This is a genomic window from Hymenobacter psychrotolerans DSM 18569 (genome assembly GCF_900142395.1).
Lineage (GTDB): Bacteria > Bacteroidota > Bacteroidia > Cytophagales > Hymenobacteraceae > Hymenobacter > Hymenobacter psychrotolerans.
This window is the reverse complement of the sequence record NZ_FRAS01000008.1, coordinates 1-18,646: the sequence shown is the minus strand read 5'-3', so window position 1 is coordinate 18,646 and position 18,646 is coordinate 1. Positions and strand designations below refer to the sequence as shown.

Sequence of the window (18,646 nt, the reverse complement as noted above, 5' to 3'; positions counted from 1 at the left end):
ATAATGTCTGGGAAAGCCGCTTTTGCTCAGCAGAAGCGGCTTTTCTGTGGAAGTACGGCGCGTACCTTTACAGCTTTCCGCTATTGCTATGCATAGATTTTCTACCCACCGTACCTTTTCTCGTCACCACGTACTGCTGACGGCCGTTTTCAGTACGGCGGTGGCGCTATCGGCCTCGGCCCAAACCATATTTGGCCTCACGCCCGCGGGCACCTCAGCCAGCAACACGCTGGTGACCTTCACCGGCATCGACCCCAACACCATTCTAGATAGGGTGAGCATAGCGGGCGTGACGGGCGGCCAGACGCTGGTGGGCCTGGATGTGCGCCCCGCTACCAACGAGCTGTACGCGCTGGGCTACGACGCCGGCACGCAAACCGGGCAGCTCTACGTCATGGAGCCAGCCACGGGGCAGGCCCGCGCCGTAGGCTCCGGGCCCGTGCCCATGGCTCTGGGTGGCCCTACGGCCCGCATCGGCTTCGACTTCAACCCCACCGCCGACCGGATTCGGGTAGTGAGCAGCCTGACCCAGGCCAACCTGCGCCTGCACCCTACCACCGGCGCCGTGGTAGCTACCGATGGCCGGCTGGCGTATGCGCCTACCGATGCAAATGCGGGCCAGACTCCGGCGGTTGGGGCCGTGGCGTACAGCAACGCCTATATCGGCGCTACCACTACCACGCTCTATGCCCTCGACGAAACGGCCAACCGCCTGCTTACCCAGAACCCGCCCAACAACGGGACGCTCAACACCGTGGGCGCGGTAGACATCCGGCTTTCGGGCAACGGGCAGGTAGTGGATTTCGACGCGTATTTCAACCCCATGACGCTGGTAAACTATGCGTACCTGTCGGTGGCGACGCCGGGCATTGCGGGCGGCTACGGTACGCAGCTGCATGTGCTCAACCTGACCTCCGGCGCTACGTTTCTGTCGGGTACGGTCGGGGATGGGCGCATTGGCCTAAGCGACATTGCCGTGCAGACGGCCCGCCCAGACCCGCTGCCGGCCCTGGTAGGCCCGCTGGTATACGCGCTGGCCGGCACCAACCTGCTCACCTTCGACTCCACGAACCCCGGCCTGATCCGGACCGCCACCGTCATCAGCGGCCTCGATCCGGCCCAAACGCTGGTGGGCCTGGATGTGCGGCCGGCTACCAACTCGCTCTACGCGCTGGGCTATAGCGCTGACGCCCAAACGGCCACGCTGTATACTCTCCATGCTGCTACCGGCGCCGCGCAGGCTATTAATGCCACGCCGGTGGCGCTGGCACTGGGCACGGGCAGCTTCGGCTTCGATTTCAACCCGGTCACCGACCAGATTCGGGTAACGGGTGCTAACCGGGCCAACTTTCGCCTCAACCCCACCGACGGTACCGCTACCGCCGATGGCCTGCTTACGTATGCTCCCGGCGACGCCAACGCCGCTAACAGCCCGGCTATTGGGGCAATAGCTCATACCAACAGCGCCGCCGGTGCCACTTCTACGAAGCTCTTTGCTTACGATGAAGTGCGCAATGTACTGGCCCGGCAAAGCGCCCCGAACACGGGCGCGCTGAGCACTGTGGGAGGCAGCAGCCTGAGTGCTACCGTGCTCCGCGACGTAGACCTCGACATTTACAGCACCAGCTCCACCACCCAGGGCTATCTGGTGGCGAATACCGCGCCCAACGGCAACAGCATTTTCTATACGCTCAACGTGGCTACCGGCCTGGCGACGCCGGTGGGCGTGGTCGGCAACGGCCTGGTAATGCGCGACATTGCCGTAGCCAGCGCGGCGGGCGTCACGGGGGTGCGCGGCCCGGCCCTGCTAACGGCTCTTTCGCTCTATCCTAATCCGGTGCGCCGGGAAGCGGCTGTGGAGTTTACGCTGCCGCGCGCCGGCCACGTGCAGCTGACCGTGACGGACATGCTGGGCCGCACAATAGACACGCTGGACGCGGGGACACTGGCAGCGGGCCGCCAGCAGCTGCAGTGGCACAGCCAGGAGCACGCGGCCGGCACCTATTTTTTTCGCCTCAGCCTCGATGGCCGGCCAGCTGGCACGCGCCGCGGCACGGTGGTGCGCTAAGCCGTTAGCTGGCCGCCAGGTGCGCGTGGTCGCGCAGGACGGTACGCAGGAATGCTTCGTCGGAAAGCTGGGTCTGGATGCCGGTCAGGTACTTTACCTTGGTAGCCACCTCGTTCAGCAGCGTGTAGTTTTCGTGCTCCAGCCCTTTGTGCAGCAGCTGCCGGATGGTAGCCACATCGTGGTCCTGGAGCTGGGCGGCCTGCGGAAATACCACCATGTAGTCGGGCGAGGTGAAGGCGGGGGCCAGCGGGCCGCCGCTTTGGCGCTGGCGCGTGCTGATGACGGTGGTACCGGCGGCCAGGTCGCCGAGGCGCTGGCCCCGGCCATTTACCAGAATCACGATTACGGCCACCAGCCCATTCATGGTGCTGATATCCACAATGCGCAGAATCCAGCGCAGCAGGTAGTCGCCGAGGGTGGGTTTGGTGCCGTCCAGCCGCATCACCTTGATGTCGCGCGCCTTCTTGCCCAGGCTTTGGCCGTTGAAGAACAGCTCACACAGCAGGTCGTAGAACACGTAGGTGGCCCCTACCACAACGCCAATGAGCACATACAGCGTGTTGTTCTTGGCCCCCAGCGCCGCAATCAGCAGAATCCACAGCAGCGCCCAGGCGCCCAGAATCAGGTAATCGATAATGGCCGCCAGAATTCGCTCGCCCACGCTGGCTACTTCGTATTCGAGCGTTACGTTTTGGGCAGTCTGAACGCGGATGGTGCTCATGGATAGGTGGCGCGGCGCGGCAGCCGGCCGGAATTTAGAAGACGAAAAAAAGCGGCGGGGCCGGAAAAAATACCCATCTTCGCCGTGTCCGGTAAGGCCGCAAATTACGGGTTCTGCCCGCATTTCAGTTACTTCACCGGCGCATCTTATCCGTTATTTCCCGCCGCTTTTTCTACCCGGCCAGTTCAATATGCGCGAAGCGGTATTTCTGCGGCTCAATGAGGCCAAATGGAAGCAGTACGAGAGCCAGCAGCCCGCCGGCCCCGATGAGCTGGCGGCCCGCTTCGTGGAGCTGACCGACGACCTGGCTTACGCCCAGACCTTCTACCCCGGCTCGCCCACCACCCGCTACCTCAACGACCTGACGGCGCGCCAGCACCAGGCCATCTACAAAAACAAGACGGAAAGCACGGGCCGCTTCCGCCACTTCTGGCGGCAGGAGCTGCCGCTGCTGGTGGCGCGCCACCACCGCACGCTGGCTGTGTCGCTGGTGCTGTTCACGGTGTTCACGCTGCTGGGGGCCCTTTCGGCGGCCTACGACGACACGTTTGTGCGCGTGGTGCTGGGCGATGCGTACGTGAACAAGACTCTCGAAAATATTGAGCGCGGCGACCCGATGGCCGTGTACAAGGGCATGAGCGAAACCCCGATGTTTCTGGCCATCACGGTCAACAACATCTACGTGGCGCTGGTGGCCTACGCGCTGGGCGCCACGCTGGGGCTGGGCACCGTGTGGGCACTGTTCCGCAACGGCGTGATGCTGGGCTCCTTTCAGTACTTCTTTTATCAGAAAGGCGTGCTGCTGCCCTCGCTGCTTAGCATCTGGATACACGGCACGCTGGAGATATCGGCTATTGTGCTGGCCGGCGGCGCGGGCTTCGTGATGGCGCGCGGCATTCTGTTTCCGGGCACCTACTCGCGCGCCGTGGCTTTCCGGCAGGCCGCCCGCGACGGGCTGAAGCTGGCTATCGGGCTGGTGCCTATCTTCATCGCGGCGGGCTTTCTGGAAGGCTTCGTGACGCGCCACACCGAGATGCCGGTGTGGCTGAGCCTGGCCATCATTGGTTCTTCAGCGGCGTTCATCGTCTGGTATTTCATTCTGTATCCGCGGCAGCTGCTGGCCCGCATACAGCGCCTGTAGCCGGCCTTCGGAACTACATACCCGCTTATCCACCCACTTCATTATCCGTTTCATGCACGCAAAATTTACCCACGAAGCCGATTTCCGCCAGGAGCGGGACTTCGGGGCCAAAATCGGGGCTACGTTTGAGTTTCTGGGGGCGCACTGGCGGCCGCTGGGCAAGTGCCTGCTCTACTTCGTATTGCCCATTGCGCTGCTGATGGGCGTGGGGATGGGGCTGGTGATGAACAACATGCTCAACCTGATGGGAGACGCGCAGCGCAACCCGCAGGCCGTAGATCCGGCGTCCATGTTCGGCGCGTCTTATTTCTCCGGTATGGGCCTGGCTATGCTGGGGGGCATGCTGGCCTTCCTCATGCTGGTGAACACCGTGTATGCCTACGTCCGCCTGCTGCTCACCTCTGAGTTTGCCACGCCACCGGCGCCGGCTCAGGTCTGGCTGGCAATGAAGCCCCGCCTGGGCCGGGTGCTAGCCGCTTTCGGCCTGATACTGGTTGCCTACGTGGTTATACTGCTGCTGTTCGCCGGAATAGTTGCCATTCTGGACGGCTTGGCCTTCCTGCTGATGGTGGTAATGATACCGGCTATGTTCTACCTGGCTGTACCGATGGCCCTGTATTTCCCGGTGCTGCTGCTTGAGGATGGCGGCCCGCTGGCAGCGCTGCGGCGCAGCTTCTACCTGGCGCATGGCAAGTGGTGGTCTACGTTTGGGCTGCTGCTGGTGGCCGGCCTGATTCAGGGCATGCTCACCATCGTCTTTGCCTTGCCGCAATACGGCGTGATGTTCGGCAAAATGCTCAAAGTGCCGGTGCTCAGCTCCGACGCCATAGGTGTGGTGGCGCAGTGCTTGTACACTTCCGGGGCGCTGCTCACCTACCCTATTTCGCTGATGGCCCTGGTATTTCAGTACTTCAACCTCGTGGAGCGCAAAGAAGGCGTGGGCCTGCGCACGTTGGTAAACCGCCTGGGCAGCGGCCCGGCCCCCGTGGCGCACAACCAGGCCTACCGCCCCGATGAAGAAGGCGAATACTAGCCCCTCCTCTCTCCATGCTGCCTTTTCCGCTGATTTGTAGCTGTTGCTCCGCTCCGTGTTTCTAGCTCTGCTTTTCCGCCGATGCCGCCCAGCGGTGCTACTGGTGCTGCTGGCGCTGGCCGTGGTGCCGGCTACGGCGCAGCGCCCGCGCAATGCCGCCACCACCTACCCGCTGCCGCCCGACCGCACCACACGCGTAACGCTGCGCCAGCCCACGCCCGAGCGGCTTCGGGGGTTTCGGCAGCAGCGCGAGTTTCAGTATGTGGAAGTGAAGAGCGAGCAAAGCAGCTGGGACCTGTTCTGGGCGCGGTTCTGGCACTGGCTTTCTGAGCTGCTGGAAACGCGGCCCGGCAAGCTGATGTGGGAATACGGCATCTACGCCGGGCTGGTGGTGGCGCTGGTGTTTGTGGTGCTGAAACTGCTGCAGATAGATTTCACTCGCGCCTTTGGCCGCAGCCCGCGCCCGGCCGCGCTGGCCTACGATGTGCAGGCCGAAGACATTCATGGGCTGGACTTTGACGCGCTGCTGACCGCGGCCGAAACCGAAGGCAACTACCGCCTGGCCGTGCGCCTCGGCTACCTGCACGTGCTCAAGCAGCTCGCCGACCGAAGCCTCATCCGCTGGCAGCCCGACAAAACCAACCACGACTACCTGTTTGAACTGCCCGCCGGCCCGCTGCCCGAAGCCTTCCGGGAGCTGACCCGGCAGTTTGATTACGTGTGGTACGGGGAGCACGACGACCTCACGCCCGCCCACTACGCCCAGGCCCGCGCCACCAGGCTGGCCTTTCAGCAACTGCTTTCTACCGGCCGCCGCGCCGCCTGACCTACTTCGCACCTATGACCACTTTTCGCTGGTATCTGCTCGGGTTGGCGCTGCTGTTCGGGGCCTATGTGGCCGTGGAGTACTACCGCCCCAAGCCGCTCGACTGGACGCCGACCTTTCAGAATAAGGATAAGATTCCGTACGGTACCTACGTGCTCTTCGACGTGCTGCCCGAGGTAATGGGTGTGGAGAAGCGCGACGTGAAATCCGTGCGCGTGCCCATCTACAACCAGATTGAGGGCGAGGACGCCGAAGACCAGCCCGACGCCACTACCGACGACCAGAACGAGGCAGTGGTGGATGAAAGTCAGCTTCTGGAATCCCCCACTGATTCCACCGAAACCGCTGAACCGCGGGCAACTACTTCCTCTTCTGACTCTGTGGAAACCGGCGACGCCGACTACATGGCCGGGCTGGCGGAGTCGGGCTTTCCTAAAGCCACTTACCTTTTCGTAGACGACGCCTTCGAGCTGAGCGGCTCCGACTGCCGCTCTTTGCTGCGCCACGTGGCCCGTGGCAACGACGTATTTATTGCAGCCGAGCAGTTCGACGCGCAGTTTGCCGATACGCTGGGTTTCCGCACGGCGCCATTCATCAGCCGTCCGCGCCTGAAGGGCAAGCCAACGGCCAAGCTGCTCCAGGATTCGGTGCTGCTGCAGCTCAGCAACCCCAAACTGGCCGGGCAGGCCGGGCGGCGGGGGTTCCGGCTACCGGCCACGGGCGCCGCCTACCGCTTCCTGCCCGACAGCGGCCTGCGGGCCACTCAGCTCGCTACGGACACGGCCGGGCGCGCCGTGCTGGTGCGGGTGCCGCACGGCCGCGGCCACCTCTACCTGTGCACCGTGCCGCTGGCCTTCACCAATTACTTTGTGCTGCAGCCACGCACTTCCAACTTTGCCTTTGCTGCGCTTTCTTATCTGCCTACGGCCCGCCAGGTGTGGTGGGACGAGTATCAGAAGCAGGGCCGCCAGCAGGAACAGTCGTTGCTGCGGGTGGTGCTGGCGCACGATGCCCTGCGCTGGGCCCTCTACCTGAGCATGCTGGGCGCGCTGCTGTTTGTGGCGTTCGAGGCCCGGCGGCGGCAGCGCATTATTCCGGTGCTCAAGCCGCTGCCCAACACTACCCTGCTGTTCACCCGCACCGTGGCCAGCCTCTACCAGCAGAGCGGCAACCATCTGCCGATTATGGAAAAGAAAATCGGGCTGTTTCTGGAGCACCTGCGCACCCGCTTCCACGAGCCCGGCCTCGACCTCAACGACGACTCTGCACGGGAGCGGCTGGCCCAGAAAACCGGACTACCCAAGGCCGATGTGGATGCGCTGGTACGCCGGATAAACTATCTGCTGACTGCCCCGCGGGTTTCGGATGCTGAGCTTCTGTCATTGAATAAAGCCCTAAATCAGTTCCGCAAGGCGGCTTCGTAAAAATTGCACTATCCTTAAAAATTTAACTTTACATATTTATAACTATTCCAACATAGCCAATCAGCGATGCGGAGACAGATTTTTAAACAACATCCTATCTCTACTATGAAATTATTTCCTGCTGACCTCCTCCTCGATTTTACCTTCTCTGCTTTTGAATTTCAAGATGGAAAATAATCTGAATCCTGGCGCGCCGGAACTGCAGCCGGAGCTCACTCCTTCTGCCAACCCAGTGGAGCAAGCAGCCCCGGCGCCCTTCACTTCCCGCACCGACCTCAGCCACCTGGGCCGCCACGCCGATGCCATCCGGCAGGAACTGGGCAAGGTGATAGTAGGCCAGCAGGCCCTGGCCGAATTGCTGCTCACTGCCATCCTCGCCGATGGGCATGTGCTGCTGGAAGGCGTACCGGGCGTGGCCAAAACGCTTACCGCCAAGCTACTGGCCCGCACCCTGGAAGTGCCCTTCAGCCGCCTGCAGTTCACCCCCGACCTGATGCCCTCCGACGTGCTAGGCACCTCGGTTTTTCGCCCGAACAAGGCGGAGTTTGAGTTTCGGGCCGGCCCTATCTTCGCCAGCATCGTCCTGATTGACGAAATCAACCGCGCCCCGGCCAAAACGCAGTCGGCGCTGTTTGAGGTGATGGAGGAGCGCCAGGTAACGCAGGATGGCACCCGCTACACCGTGCCGGAGCCGTTTATGGTGCTGGCCACGCAAAACCCCATTGAGCAGGAAGGCACCTACCGCCTCCCGGAAGCCCAGCTCGACCGGTTTCTGTTCAAGCTGAACGTGGGCTACCCAACCGTAGAAGAGGAAATAGCCATTCTGCAGGGGCACCACGCCGGCTTTGGCGGCACGCCGCTGGAGGCGGTGCGCGCCGTACTCACGGCCGCCGACCTGAAGGGCCTGCGTGAGCAGGTGCGCCGCCAGCACGTGGAGCCCAAACTGCTCGAATACATTGCCCGCGTAGTGGGCCAGACCCGCGCCCACAAGGGCCTGTATCTGGGCGCCTCGCCCCGGGCCTCGCTGGCGCTGCTCAACGGGGCCAAAGCCCTGGCTGCCCTGCGGGGCCGCGACTTCGTGACGCCCGAAGACATTCAGTACCTGGCCGCGCCGGTGCTGCGCCACCGCATTCAGCTCACGCCGGAGCGCGAAATGGAAGGCCACACCGCCGACGACATTGTGAAGCAGATTCTGCAGCAGATTGAGGTTCCCCGGTAATTCGGTGCCGTTGCGAGCGAAGCACTGATGCCACTAGCAGACAGCATGAATTCCTTTTTCCTTACCCGCCGCTTCTTTTTGCTGCTCACTGCCTTGATTCTGGGGCTGGTAGTAGCCTTCTTTCTGCCGGGCTGGCTGGCGCCGGTGCAGGTGGCGCTGGGGCTGCTGGCGGCGCTGGCCGGGCTGGATGTGCTGCTGCTGTACGCGCCGGCGCAGAACGGCGCCGGGCACGTATTCGGGCGGCGCGTACTCGGCGACAAGCTCGCCAACGGCTCCGACAACGACATCAGCATCTACCTCGAAAACCACTACCGCTTTCCGGTTCGCACCGAAACCATTGATGAGATACCGCACCAGTTTCAGCGGCGCGACGTGCTGTTTCGGGCCTCCATTGCGGCCGGCGAGACGCAGGTAGTCCGCTACCAGCTGCGGCCGGTGAAGCGGGGCGAGTATGAGTTTGGGGCCGTGAATGTGTACGTGGCGTCGCCGCTGGGACTGGCGCGGCGGCGGTTTCGGTTTGATGCCGCCCGCACCGTGCCCGTGTATCCGTCGTTTCTGCAGATGCGCCAGTACGAGCTGCTGGCCATCAGCAACCGCCTCACGGAAGTGGGCGTGAAACGCATCCGGCGGGTGGGCCACAGCCTGGAATTCGAGCAGATCCGGCCCTACGTGGCCGGCGACGACACGCGCGCCATCAACTGGAAAGCCACGGCCCGCCGCGCTACCACCGGCCACGCCGCCGATGCGCTGGTGGTGAATCATTATCAGGATGAGCGCGCCCAGCAGGTCTACTGCCTCATTGATAAGGGTCGGGTGATGCGGATGCCGTTTGAGGGCCTCAGTTTGCTCGATTATGCCATCAACGCCACGCTGGTGGTGAGCAACATTGCCATCCTCAAGCACGACAAAGCCGGGCTGCTTACGTTCTCGCACCAGCCCGGCACCCTGCTGCCCGCCGACCGGCGCGGCGGCCACATGCGCAAGCTGCTGGAGGTGCTCTACCGCCAGCGCACCAAGTACCTCGAAACCGACTACGAGCGACTCTACATCAGCGTCCGGAACAACATTCGGCAGCGCAGCCTGCTGATTCTGTTCACCAATTTCGAGACGCTCAGCGGTATGCAGCGCCAGCTGCCTTACCTGCGGCGCATGGCCAAAGACCACCTGCTGCTGGTCGTGTTCTTCGAAAATACCGAGCTGCGCGAGTTTCTGGACGCTTCCGCCGAAACCACGCAGGACGTCTACAACCAGACCATTGCCGAAAAATTCGCGCAGGAAAAGCGCCAGATTGTGCGGGAGCTGAACCGCTACGGCATCCATGCCCTACTCACGGCCCCGCAGTACCTGACGGTGAATACCATCAACAAGTACTTGGAGTTCAAGTCAAGAGGCTTGATCTAAGGACTGGCTCCGGTTTCCTGCTTGCAGGCTGTGTTAGTCGTCGAAGGCTTCCAGCCGGGCGTTGTCCAGGAGCAGGTTGGCGTTGGTGCCGTAGTACAGGAACGTGATGGACACGTTGTCGAACTCGGCTTTGGGCGGGCGCATATCGAAGTGCAGCGTGCGGGGCCACGCGGCGTCCAGGGCCCGCTGCAGGCGTACGGTGCGCTCTTTCACCACCTCATTGCCGCGCCGGAACCGCACCACGTACTGCGTCATGCGGCTGGCGTCCCATTCGGCCTGGTCGGCGCGGGCATCGGCGGAAGCACGCACCCACTCAAACTGCCCGGGCCGGGCCGGAATTACCCATTCGGTGCTCTGCGGGTGGGCGGCGTCGAGGGCCAGGGAACAGCTGCCCTGCAACGCTGGGGTGCCGCACAGGCCGGATGCGGGCTGCTCGAAGTCCTGCTGCCAGAGCACGCGGCTGTTGAGCGGGGCGCCCGTAAACTCGGAGTTGCTGTCGAGCAGCAGCGCGGTTTCGGGCGGCACCTCGTAGCGGAACAGGATGCGGCTGAGGTAGGCGCGGGTCATGTCGCCGGCTGCCAGCAGGCCGTGGCCACCGGGAATGGCCATTTGCGTCAGCCAGAACCCATAGGCGCAGCCCAGCACCGCCAGCACGCCATAAGCCGCGGCCCACACCGGACGGGCCAGCAGCCAGCGTAGCGCGGCCGCCATCGGCCAGGCCAGCACGGCGTAGCTCTGTATCATGGCCCGGTTGCCCAGCCCGCCGCCATAGGTCCATTCATCCCAGGCAAACGTCACGTACGTAAACAGTACCGTGTGCACCAGCAGCGCCCAGAATACGTCGGGGTGCTGCCGCCGCAACGACCCGAACCCAACCAGCGCCGTCAGCAGGAGCGGCGAATAGATAAGCCAGCCGCTGCGGAAGCTGAAAATACCCTCCCACAGATGCGGCTTCAGCCAGCTGAAGCCCTGCTCCTGGTAGCTGTAGACTATCCAGTCGCCGGTGGCGTAGTGCCAGTAGAACAGCTGGATGCTGAGCAGCGCCGCGCCGGCCAGGGCGGCCGCCAGCAGCAGCAGCCAGTGCTGCCGCCAGAACGCCAGCCGCGCTTGCAGCACTGCCCGGTTACATGTCAGGCCCCAGAGCAGCACGAGCAGCAGCGCCAGGATTTCGGTGGGCCGCGTGAGCGTCATCAGGCCCACTACGGCCCCGATGCCCACGGCCCGGCCCAGGCTGGGGCGGGCATAGAAAGCAGGCGTCAGCAGCAGCAGCACGGCATACCAGAAAAACAGCCAGCAGTGCGTCATGCCAGCGTGGCCCGCGCCACTGTAGGTGAGGTAGTTGGTGCCCAGCAGCAGAATCAGCAGCGTGAGAGCCGTGGGCCACTCCCCGAAACGAGGCAGCAGCGCCCGCCGCACCAGCCAGAAGCTCAGCACCGACACCAGCAGGCTCGCCAGCTTAATAGCCAGCTGGTAGGGCGGCGAAAACCCATCGGCGGGAAAGCCCAGGGGCGCGGCTACGGCGTGGGCCGCCAGGAAAAACGGCAGCTCCTGCACCGCCAGCCCCGCCGGATACTTCATCACGAAATTGCCGCTGCCCGGATGCCGGTAAGCCTGGTAGAACTCGGGCGTAGGGGCATAGTCCTTCAGCAGCTGGTCGCGGAAGTTCAGCTCGCGCAGGTCGTGGTGCACGAAAATGGCGGGCAGATACAGGTAGTAGCCGGAAGCATCCCAGTTGAGGACCGGCGACGTGCGCCACGGCTGCGGCGGCGGATAATACCACCACGACAGCACCAGCAGCAGCACGGTAGCACCCCAGGCCGCGGCCCGGGAAGGAGAAATCATAGCCATAGAAACACGCGCCCGCCGGCACCGGAGCAGCCCGGACCAACAGCGGCCCGCAAATTGCTGAAAAGTAGCGCCCAGACCAACCGTTGTTGCGGCTGCCGGTCTGCTACGGCGCCGTTTTCTGCCGGCCCGCACGCGGCTGCCTGCCACCCCCGAGGCGCTGCGCCGTATCTTTCGCCACCACCCTACCCTGCCTGCGTATGCTGTTCCGCCTTTCTGCTGCCCTGTTTTTGTTGTGGCTCTGCACCGTTTCGGCGGTTGCCCAGCCGGCTTCCGCTACCCGCAACCTCATGCCCGTGCCCACTTCGGTGCGCTGGGGCACCGGCAGCCTGGGCTGGAAGCTGATGCTGAAACCGGAGCTGCAGGGCCCGCTCGATGCCGATCTGACGGCGGCCGTGCTGCGCACGCTCGTGCGGCTGCACCGCAACGCCGCTACCGGCATTGCGCCCACGGCCACCGTGCCGCTGCAAATCCGGTACGGCAGCATCGGGAAGCCGGAAAACAACGACGAGGAACGCTACAGCCTGCGCGTCACGCCCGCCGGGGTGCTGATTGACGCGCCTACCAGCCTGGGCGTGCTGCGGGCCCTGGCCACGCTGGAGCAATTGCCCCAGCCCGAAGGCCGCCACTCCGTGCTGCCGGAAGTGGATATTCAGGACCAGCCGCGGTTTGCGTGGCGCGGGCTGCTGATTGATGCGGCGCGCCACTTCATGCCCGTATCCGTGATTAAGCGCAACCTGGATGCTATGGCCGCCGTGAAGCTGAACGTGTTTCACTGGCACCTCTCCGACGACCAGGGCTTCCGGGTGGAAAGCAAGGTGCTGCCGCGCCTACACGAAGTCAGCGGCCAGCACTACACGCAGGAGCAGGTGCGCGACGTGCTGCGCTACGCCGCCGCCCGCGGCATCCGGGTGCTGCCCGAGTTCGATGTACCCAGCCACACCATTGCCTGGATGGCGGCTTATCCGCAGCTGGCCTCCAACGACTCCATCTACGGCGTGTACCAGAGCTGGCGCACCGCCAACATGGCCATCGACCCGACCAAGGAAAGCACCTACAAGCTGCTGGACACGCTTTTTGCAGAGATGACAGCCCTGTTTCCCGACCCCTACTTCCACATCGGCGGCGACGAGAACGACGGGCGGCAGTGGCGTAAAAGTCCGCGCATTATGCAGTTTGCCCGCGAAAAAGGCTTTCTGAAAGCCGATGGCAAAACCCTCGACAAGCACGCGCTACAGACCTACTTCAACCGCCGGGTGCTCACCATCGTCACGAAATACAACAAGAAGATGGTGGGCTGGGACGAAATTCTGGGCCCCGGCCTGCCCCAAAATGCCGTGATTCAGAGCTGGCGCGGCAAAAAGGGCCTCTACGATGCCGCCAAAGCCGGCAACCCGGCCATTCTGTCCAGTGGCTACTACCTCGACCTGTACCTGACGGCCGCCAGCAGCTACGCCACCGACCCGCTGCCCGCCGACGCGCCCCTCACCCCGGAGCAGCAAAAGCTGATTCTGGGCGGCGAGGCCACTATGTGGGCCGAGTTTGCCGACAGCGTCATTGTGGATTCGCGCATCTGGCCCCGCGGTGCGGCTGTGGCCGAGCGACTGTGGTCGGCGCGCACGGTTACGGACGTGCCCGACATGTACCGCCGTCTGGCCGTCGTCTCGGGGCAGCTGGAAGGGCTGAGCCTGCAGCACCGCAAGGCGCCGGCGCAGCTGCTCCGCCAGATGGCCGGCCCCGACCCGGCCGCCCTGGCTCCGCTGCGCACCCTGGCCGACGTGCTGGAACCCGTGAAAGAATACAAGCGCCACTTCCAGGGCTTCACCTACACGCCCGGCACGCCCCTGAACCGCCTCGTGGACGCGGCCCCGGCCGAATCGGATGTGGCGCGGCAGTTCGGATGGCGCGTGGACTCGCTGCTGGCGGCTCGCCCGGCCAAAACGGCGGCACTGCCGCGCACGGCGGCAGCCCGCGCCCGCCTCAAAGCCCTGCGCGAGCAGCTCACGCTCTGGCAAACCAACGATACCCGCCTGCAGCCGCTGCTTACTACCTCGGCTCCGCTGACAGAATATGCTCCGCACTCTACGCAGCTGCGCCTGCTGGCCACGCTGGGCCTGGAGCGGCTCACGCAGCTGGAGCTCGGCACCGCCCCTTCGGCCGCGTGGCTGGCCGCCGCCAAAAAACAGCTGGAGGCCGCCAAAGCACCGGCCGGACAAACGGAGCTGGCCGTAGTAGCGGGCTTCGGGAAGCTGCTGCAGTAGCGCGAGTAGCGCGGCAACCGCTCAGCCAGCTTCAGGCCGAAGCGGCGGCTTTGACCGGGGCCAGATAGCGCTCCAGCGCGGCAATGGTGGCTACAGGAGCGTTCAGGTGCGGATAGTGCCCGGTGGTATCGAGGATGTCGAGCGTGCTGCCGGGCAGATGCGCGTGCAGGTACTGGCCCACTACCGAGGGTGCCACCGAATCGTGGGCGCACTGCACCACCAGGGCGGGCACGCCCAGCTTGGCCAACTCGCTGCGGTAGTCAGACAGGAACGTGGCGCGGGCAAACTGGCGGGCCACGGCCGGCGCTACCTGCTGAAAGCTGTTCAGCACCTCATCCAGCAGCTCCGGGCGCATATCACTGCCCACAATGGAGGGCACCATAGCGCTGGACCAGTTGAGGTAGTCGCGGTCCAGCAGGCCGAGCAGCTCCTCCAGATCATCGGGCTCGAACCCCCCGATGTAGTCGCCGTCGTTGACGTAGCACGGCGAGGCGGCCAGCAGCACCAGCCGCTCAAACAACTCCGGCGCCCGGATGGCGGCCAGCACCCCAATCATACCGCTCACCGAGTGCCCCACGTACACCACTTTGGGCAGGTTCAGCTCGCGCAGCAGGTTCAGCAGGTCCGTCACGTAGCCATCAAGGGTGCGGTAGCGCGTGAAATCGTAGGCGGCTTTGTCGGATCGGCCCGCTCCTACCAGGTCGAAAAGCACCACCCGGTAGTCGGCGGCAAAGGCTGGGGCCACATAGTTCCACGCTTGCTGATCGGTGCCGAAGCCGTGGGCAAATACGAGCGGCAGCGTGCCGGCGCCGTAGGTGGAGACATGATGACGAAGGACAACATCCATAGGCAGCATAGGAAATGGCGGGCCGTTTTGCCCGTGATGCAGCGGCTGCAACAGCCGAAACCGGGCCGCGGCAGGCCGTGGCGGAAATTGTATGGCAGCAGTAAGCTATAAAACTGCCTGGTTTATACCTGCCAAGCAAGGCCTTCCCAACATAGCCCGGCTTTCCCATTTTGAAGCTTCCGGCCCCTCTACCTGTGCAACGCACAGGTCGGGCGTTACAAAGCCGGAATTGGGCGTCACAATCCATAAATCACGCGTTGCAAGGCGCAGGTCGGGCGTTGCAAGGCGCAGGTCGGGCCTCCGGCAGCGCGCGCAGGGCTCCGGAGGCGGGCAGGACGCGTCCGGAGGTGGTGCGCACCCGTCGCAATGGCTGGCCCAGGCGTCCGGAAGCGGCGCGCACGGCTCCGGCTGCTTGTTTCCACCGGATTCGCCTGTATCTTAAGGCGTACTTATTTACTACTTAGTTTATGCAAAACGACTTGATTGAGGCGCGCCTGCGCCGCGACACCACGCTGAGCGCCTTTCTGGACCAGGCCCGGCCCCGCTACGAAGACACAGAGCCGGACGTGGCCCCGCTGCGCACGGCGCTGGCCGCCGACCAGGACCGGAACCCGGCGCGCAAGCGCGGCGTGCGCGGGCAGCTCACGGCCCTGCTGCAGCGCCTGAGCCGGGCCCTCACGGCCCACGCCAAAAGCACCGCCAACCCGGAACTGGCCGCCCGCGTGCCGCGCCGCCTCTCCGACCTCAGCCGCCTCTCCGAAACCAGCTTTGCCGAGCAGGCCCGGCTGCTGCTCGACTTGGGCCAGCCCCACGCCAAGGACCTGGCCAGGCGCCACTACACAGCCGCCCACCACACCCAGGCCGAAAGCCTGCTCTCCGACTTCCAGACCCAGCGTACCGAAGGCCGCCTCGCTGACACCAGCGGCAGCACCGGCCGCGAGGCCCTGGAGCGCCTCATCAAGGCCAACGCCCGCCTCGTAGCCGACCTCGAAGACTACTTCGCCCTATATAAGGAAGACGAGCCCGACCTCTGGAACGAGTTCCGGGCCGCCGCCAAAGTCGTGCATCGAGGCGGCGGCAGCGGAGGTGAAAAGCTGTAGGCCGGCTACGTGCGTGAACCGTAAAAAGGGTCTGCCGGAATTCCGGCAGACCCTTTTTACGGTTTTAACAAGCTAGTACTGATTATTTATTCATTTACAGGTAAGTTAAAAACAGCGCAACTCATTCATCATTGCTTGTATTCTACCGAATAACGTGTTTTTCCGTCTACAATACCCACTTTAGCTACTAGTTTATGGCAATTTTTGTCTGTAATCCAGCTGACTCTATTGTCATTCATGTCACTAAGATTCATTTCATTCCTTTGAAAAACCCCTATTCCTACATATTTCCTATTTTTAACGAACAACAGAGTATACGTCCAATCCACGGTAGATTGTATATTAACCTCTCTCTTGACAGCCGAATAGTTTTGAATAGAAAACGACTTAATTGAATCATCGATTGTGTATGGGCTAACTACCAATATCGAATCCCATTCTTTTCCTGCTTTCCGACAAAGGTTAGTATCAATCAAGGGGCTATTTACGTCCACTATTATATTCTCTTTGCTGCCATTATAAAGCATATCATCCATCGTATACTTTTTAACCGGCGTACTAAAGTCACAACCATACACACACGAGATACATACAATAACCGGCAGCGCAAGTATTTTTCTTCGCATGGTTGACCAAGAATAAACTATCTGATGACTTTTCAGCATGTCGTATGTAATCAGAGCCTGTTAAAAATTAGCAATTCTGAATGCTTCAACAGCTATATCAGCCCAAAAACAGCCATTCTCGCTAGACAGCCGAAGCCACTTGCTGATGCCAAAGTGCCATTTGAGGCAGCGGAGGGCATTTCAAAATATGGTGTTTAGCTAATTTTTAACAGGCTCTTAGGTCCATCCATGTGGGAGAATATATCTATCATAACAGGATGCCCCGCATTGATAGCTCCGTAAAAATTACCAGCCGAATACAGAAAACTCGCAGTGAAGTCTACTCACCTAATAAGAGAGCCTGCCGAAACTTCGACAGGCTCTCTTAGCTTGCGCCCCTAACACTTCATAGTGCCATGAGCTACCCTATCAAATCCAGTACCAGATGCACTATTTTATGATGGAGCGAGTGCGAAGAAGCTTCTTTAAAAACTTTATACCGTAATAAAGAACCGCCGCATAAAACAGCACAAGAAGTACTTTGGCCAGACCGAGAAGCGTACCTCCCCAAGAGCCAAACAAATAGGTCCAGGTATCTACCTCAACTATGTTTTTCATTTTCTTTCAAATATCAATTAGCAACAAATTGAACCTCTTTCCCTCAGTTGTTACGGAAAATATATTATTCCAACCCCTCTACTAGGTGATATTTGGCCATAGAGGGTCCGGGTATTTGAAAATATGTCTCCATAAGTTTTAGTGATACTTACTTGAAAGTAATAAGTATCATTTACCGGATCATATCTAGTCAGTGTTCCGTCTCCTTGCTGAGTCAGCTTAGTAAACCATACAACTCCTGCAACATCAACTACAACCTTCTTCAAGTCCTTTCCATTCGTATCAACTTCAACTCTCACTTCAACAACTTGTGCCAGTCCATCCATAACTCTAAGCGTCGCCCCATAATTTCCTAATGTTGGAGTAGTCTGAATAACTATGGCATTGACCTCTGGGATATCCCCAATTACCATGTTGCTGCTTCCATCATCACACCCTCTGCATTGTCCGTCGCCATCTCCACCACTACCACCAGCGTCGCCGCCCCAGCCGCCGTCGCCGGTGCCGCCGTAAGGTCCGCCACTGCCGTCGCCGCTGCCGTGGCTGGTAGAGGTGCAGTCGCCGGTGGTGGTAATGTAGGTATACGTCCCGTCCCCGTGGTCCTGATACCAGTCGATACAGGCTGAAGGGGCATCATAATTAGACACCGGCGTAGCGGGTACGGTGGCAGAAACCGTACGTGCCGCCGCAGTGGCCGCGTTCCGCTCCCGGAAAGCCAGCCGGACATTGCCGGCCAGCAGGCTACCATTCTCGAAGCGCCGGCCTGCCAAATAGCGGTAAGACGGCGTGTAGAACAGCAGTAAGCCGCTGCCGTTTGCCGGTGCAACCGGCTGCCCGGCCCGGTAGCTCCGGTAAAGCGACGCAAACAGCGCCGCTGTGTCCAGGGGAGCTGCCGTGCGCTGGAGCAGCAGCTCCACCAGCAGCCCGGTGGGTGTGGTGGCGTTTTGTTCCTGCCCTACCACCAGGTAGCGGGTGCCCTGCACCGGCTTGCCCGCGAAGAGGCGTGCATCACCCCGCAGGGGCACCAGAACCAGCGGTTGAGACCCGGGAAGCGCAATGGCCCGCGCCCAGTTCAGACTCCATAATTGCGAAGAGGAAGTGTCACTTTGGGCGGCAGAAGCAGCGCCCGGCTGCGGGACCTGGGTAGTTTCGTACCAGGTACGCGCCGCCCCCACCGACAGGGCAGAAACCGGCGTGGGCAGTTCTTCGGGCTCCTGGGCAGTGCAGCCAGCGAAAAGAGTCAGAACGCTGCTTAGCAGAGCCGTAGCACCCATACGCAAGAGTTTGTACACGGGTATTGTGGTTGAAATGATAATCTGGCTTTCTAGGAATGCAGTGACCAGACTGGGTTAGAGGAAGCACAAATTTCGCCGGCTATCCTGGAATAGAAAAGGACACACCTCTCGATTTTGTGACATTTTATATAACCCAAGTTGCGGAGTAGGTTGGGGCTAAAAAAAGTCTGTTCCGCACGGGAAAGACTAGGTTTGAAGTATTCGACCCCTTCAAGCCCCCTTCCTATGACAGAACAGACCGT

Annotated in this window: 14 protein-coding genes; 9 read left to right on the top strand and 5 right to left on the bottom strand. The window is 61.9% G+C overall.

What is annotated here, in order from left to right; all coding sequences use genetic code 11:
- Positions 1-88: 88 nt before the first annotated feature.
- Entirely contained in the window at positions 89-2,068 is a 1,980-nt protein-coding gene (locus BUE15_RS09020; protein WP_084548934.1) for a DUF4394 domain-containing protein, read from the top strand.
- A gap of 4 nt (positions 2,069-2,072) precedes the next feature.
- On the opposite strand, the gene BUE15_RS09015 is transcribed toward BUE15_RS09020, so the two are convergent.
- Entirely contained in the window at positions 2,073-2,789 is a 717-nt protein-coding gene (locus BUE15_RS09015; protein ID WP_073283481.1) for an RDD family protein, read from the bottom strand.
- A gap of 190 nt (positions 2,790-2,979) precedes the next feature.
- Here BUE15_RS09015 and BUE15_RS09010 point away from each other — a divergent pair, with 190 nt between their 5' ends.
- The 6 genes from BUE15_RS09010 to BUE15_RS08985 all read left to right on the top strand — a co-directional run bounded on the left by BUE15_RS09010 (position 2,980) and on the right by BUE15_RS08985 (position 9,833).
- Entirely contained in the window at positions 2,980-3,930 is a 951-nt protein-coding gene (locus BUE15_RS09010) for a stage II sporulation protein M (RefSeq protein WP_073283478.1), read from the top strand.
- A 52-nt stretch (positions 3,931-3,982) separates the two neighbouring features.
- Positions 3,983-4,963, top strand: a complete 981-nt coding sequence (locus BUE15_RS09005) for a hypothetical protein (protein ID WP_073283475.1) — start codon at positions 3,983-3,985, stop codon at positions 4,961-4,963.
- A gap of 55 nt (positions 4,964-5,018) precedes the next feature.
- A complete protein-coding gene (locus BUE15_RS09000; RefSeq protein WP_139252191.1) occupies positions 5,019-5,789 on the top strand; it encodes a DUF4129 domain-containing protein in 771 nt (256 codons plus the stop codon).
- Positions 5,790-5,803: 14 nt separating this feature from the next.
- Positions 5,804-7,213, top strand: a complete 1,410-nt coding sequence (locus BUE15_RS08995; RefSeq protein WP_073283469.1) for a DUF4350 domain-containing protein — start codon at positions 5,804-5,806, stop codon at positions 7,211-7,213.
- Between the two features lie 166 nt (positions 7,214-7,379).
- Entirely contained in the window at positions 7,380-8,432 is a 1,053-nt protein-coding gene (locus tag BUE15_RS08990) for an AAA family ATPase (protein WP_262987461.1), read from the top strand.
- 45 nt (positions 8,433-8,477) lie between these two features.
- On the top strand, positions 8,478-9,833 hold the full coding sequence (locus BUE15_RS08985; protein ID WP_244535923.1) for a DUF58 domain-containing protein: 1,356 nt from the start codon (positions 8,478-8,480) through the stop codon (positions 9,831-9,833).
- Positions 9,834-9,866: 33 nt separating this feature from the next.
- Here BUE15_RS08985 and BUE15_RS08980 read toward each other — a convergent pair whose 3' ends face one another.
- Complete coding sequence (locus BUE15_RS08980) at positions 9,867-11,675, bottom strand: hypothetical protein (protein WP_073283463.1); 1,809 nt, start codon at positions 11,673-11,675, stop codon at positions 9,867-9,869.
- Positions 11,676-11,878: 203 nt separating this feature from the next.
- Between BUE15_RS08980 and BUE15_RS08975 the strand changes: the two genes are divergently transcribed.
- Positions 11,879-13,939 carry a beta-N-acetylhexosaminidase gene (locus BUE15_RS08975; protein ID WP_073283460.1) on the top strand — a complete coding sequence of 687 codons (2,061 nt, stop codon included), beginning with the start codon at positions 11,879-11,881 and terminating at the stop codon, positions 13,937-13,939.
- Positions 13,940-13,970: 31 nt separating this feature from the next.
- On the opposite strand, the gene BUE15_RS08970 is transcribed toward BUE15_RS08975, so the two are convergent.
- Positions 13,971-14,786, bottom strand: coding sequence for an alpha/beta fold hydrolase (locus BUE15_RS08970; RefSeq protein WP_073283776.1), 816 nt, complete (start codon positions 14,784-14,786; stop codon positions 13,971-13,973).
- A 467-nt stretch (positions 14,787-15,253) separates the two neighbouring features.
- Here BUE15_RS08970 and BUE15_RS08965 point away from each other — a divergent pair, with 467 nt between their 5' ends.
- Positions 15,254-15,886, top strand: coding sequence for a hypothetical protein (locus tag BUE15_RS08965; protein WP_073283457.1), 633 nt, complete (start codon positions 15,254-15,256; stop codon positions 15,884-15,886).
- A gap of 1,055 nt (positions 15,887-16,941) precedes the next feature.
- Here BUE15_RS08965 and BUE15_RS21915 read toward each other — a convergent pair.
- Together BUE15_RS21915 and BUE15_RS08960 are read right to left on the bottom strand one after the other, a co-directional pair.
- A complete protein-coding gene (locus BUE15_RS21915) occupies positions 16,942-17,109 on the bottom strand; it encodes a hypothetical protein (RefSeq protein WP_170865224.1) in 168 nt (55 codons plus the stop codon).
- Positions 17,110-17,159: 50 nt separating this feature from the next.
- Positions 17,160-18,401, bottom strand: a complete 1,242-nt coding sequence (locus BUE15_RS08960) for a hypothetical protein (protein WP_139252190.1) — start codon at positions 18,399-18,401, stop codon at positions 17,160-17,162.
- Positions 18,402-18,646: the final 245 nt, after the last annotated feature.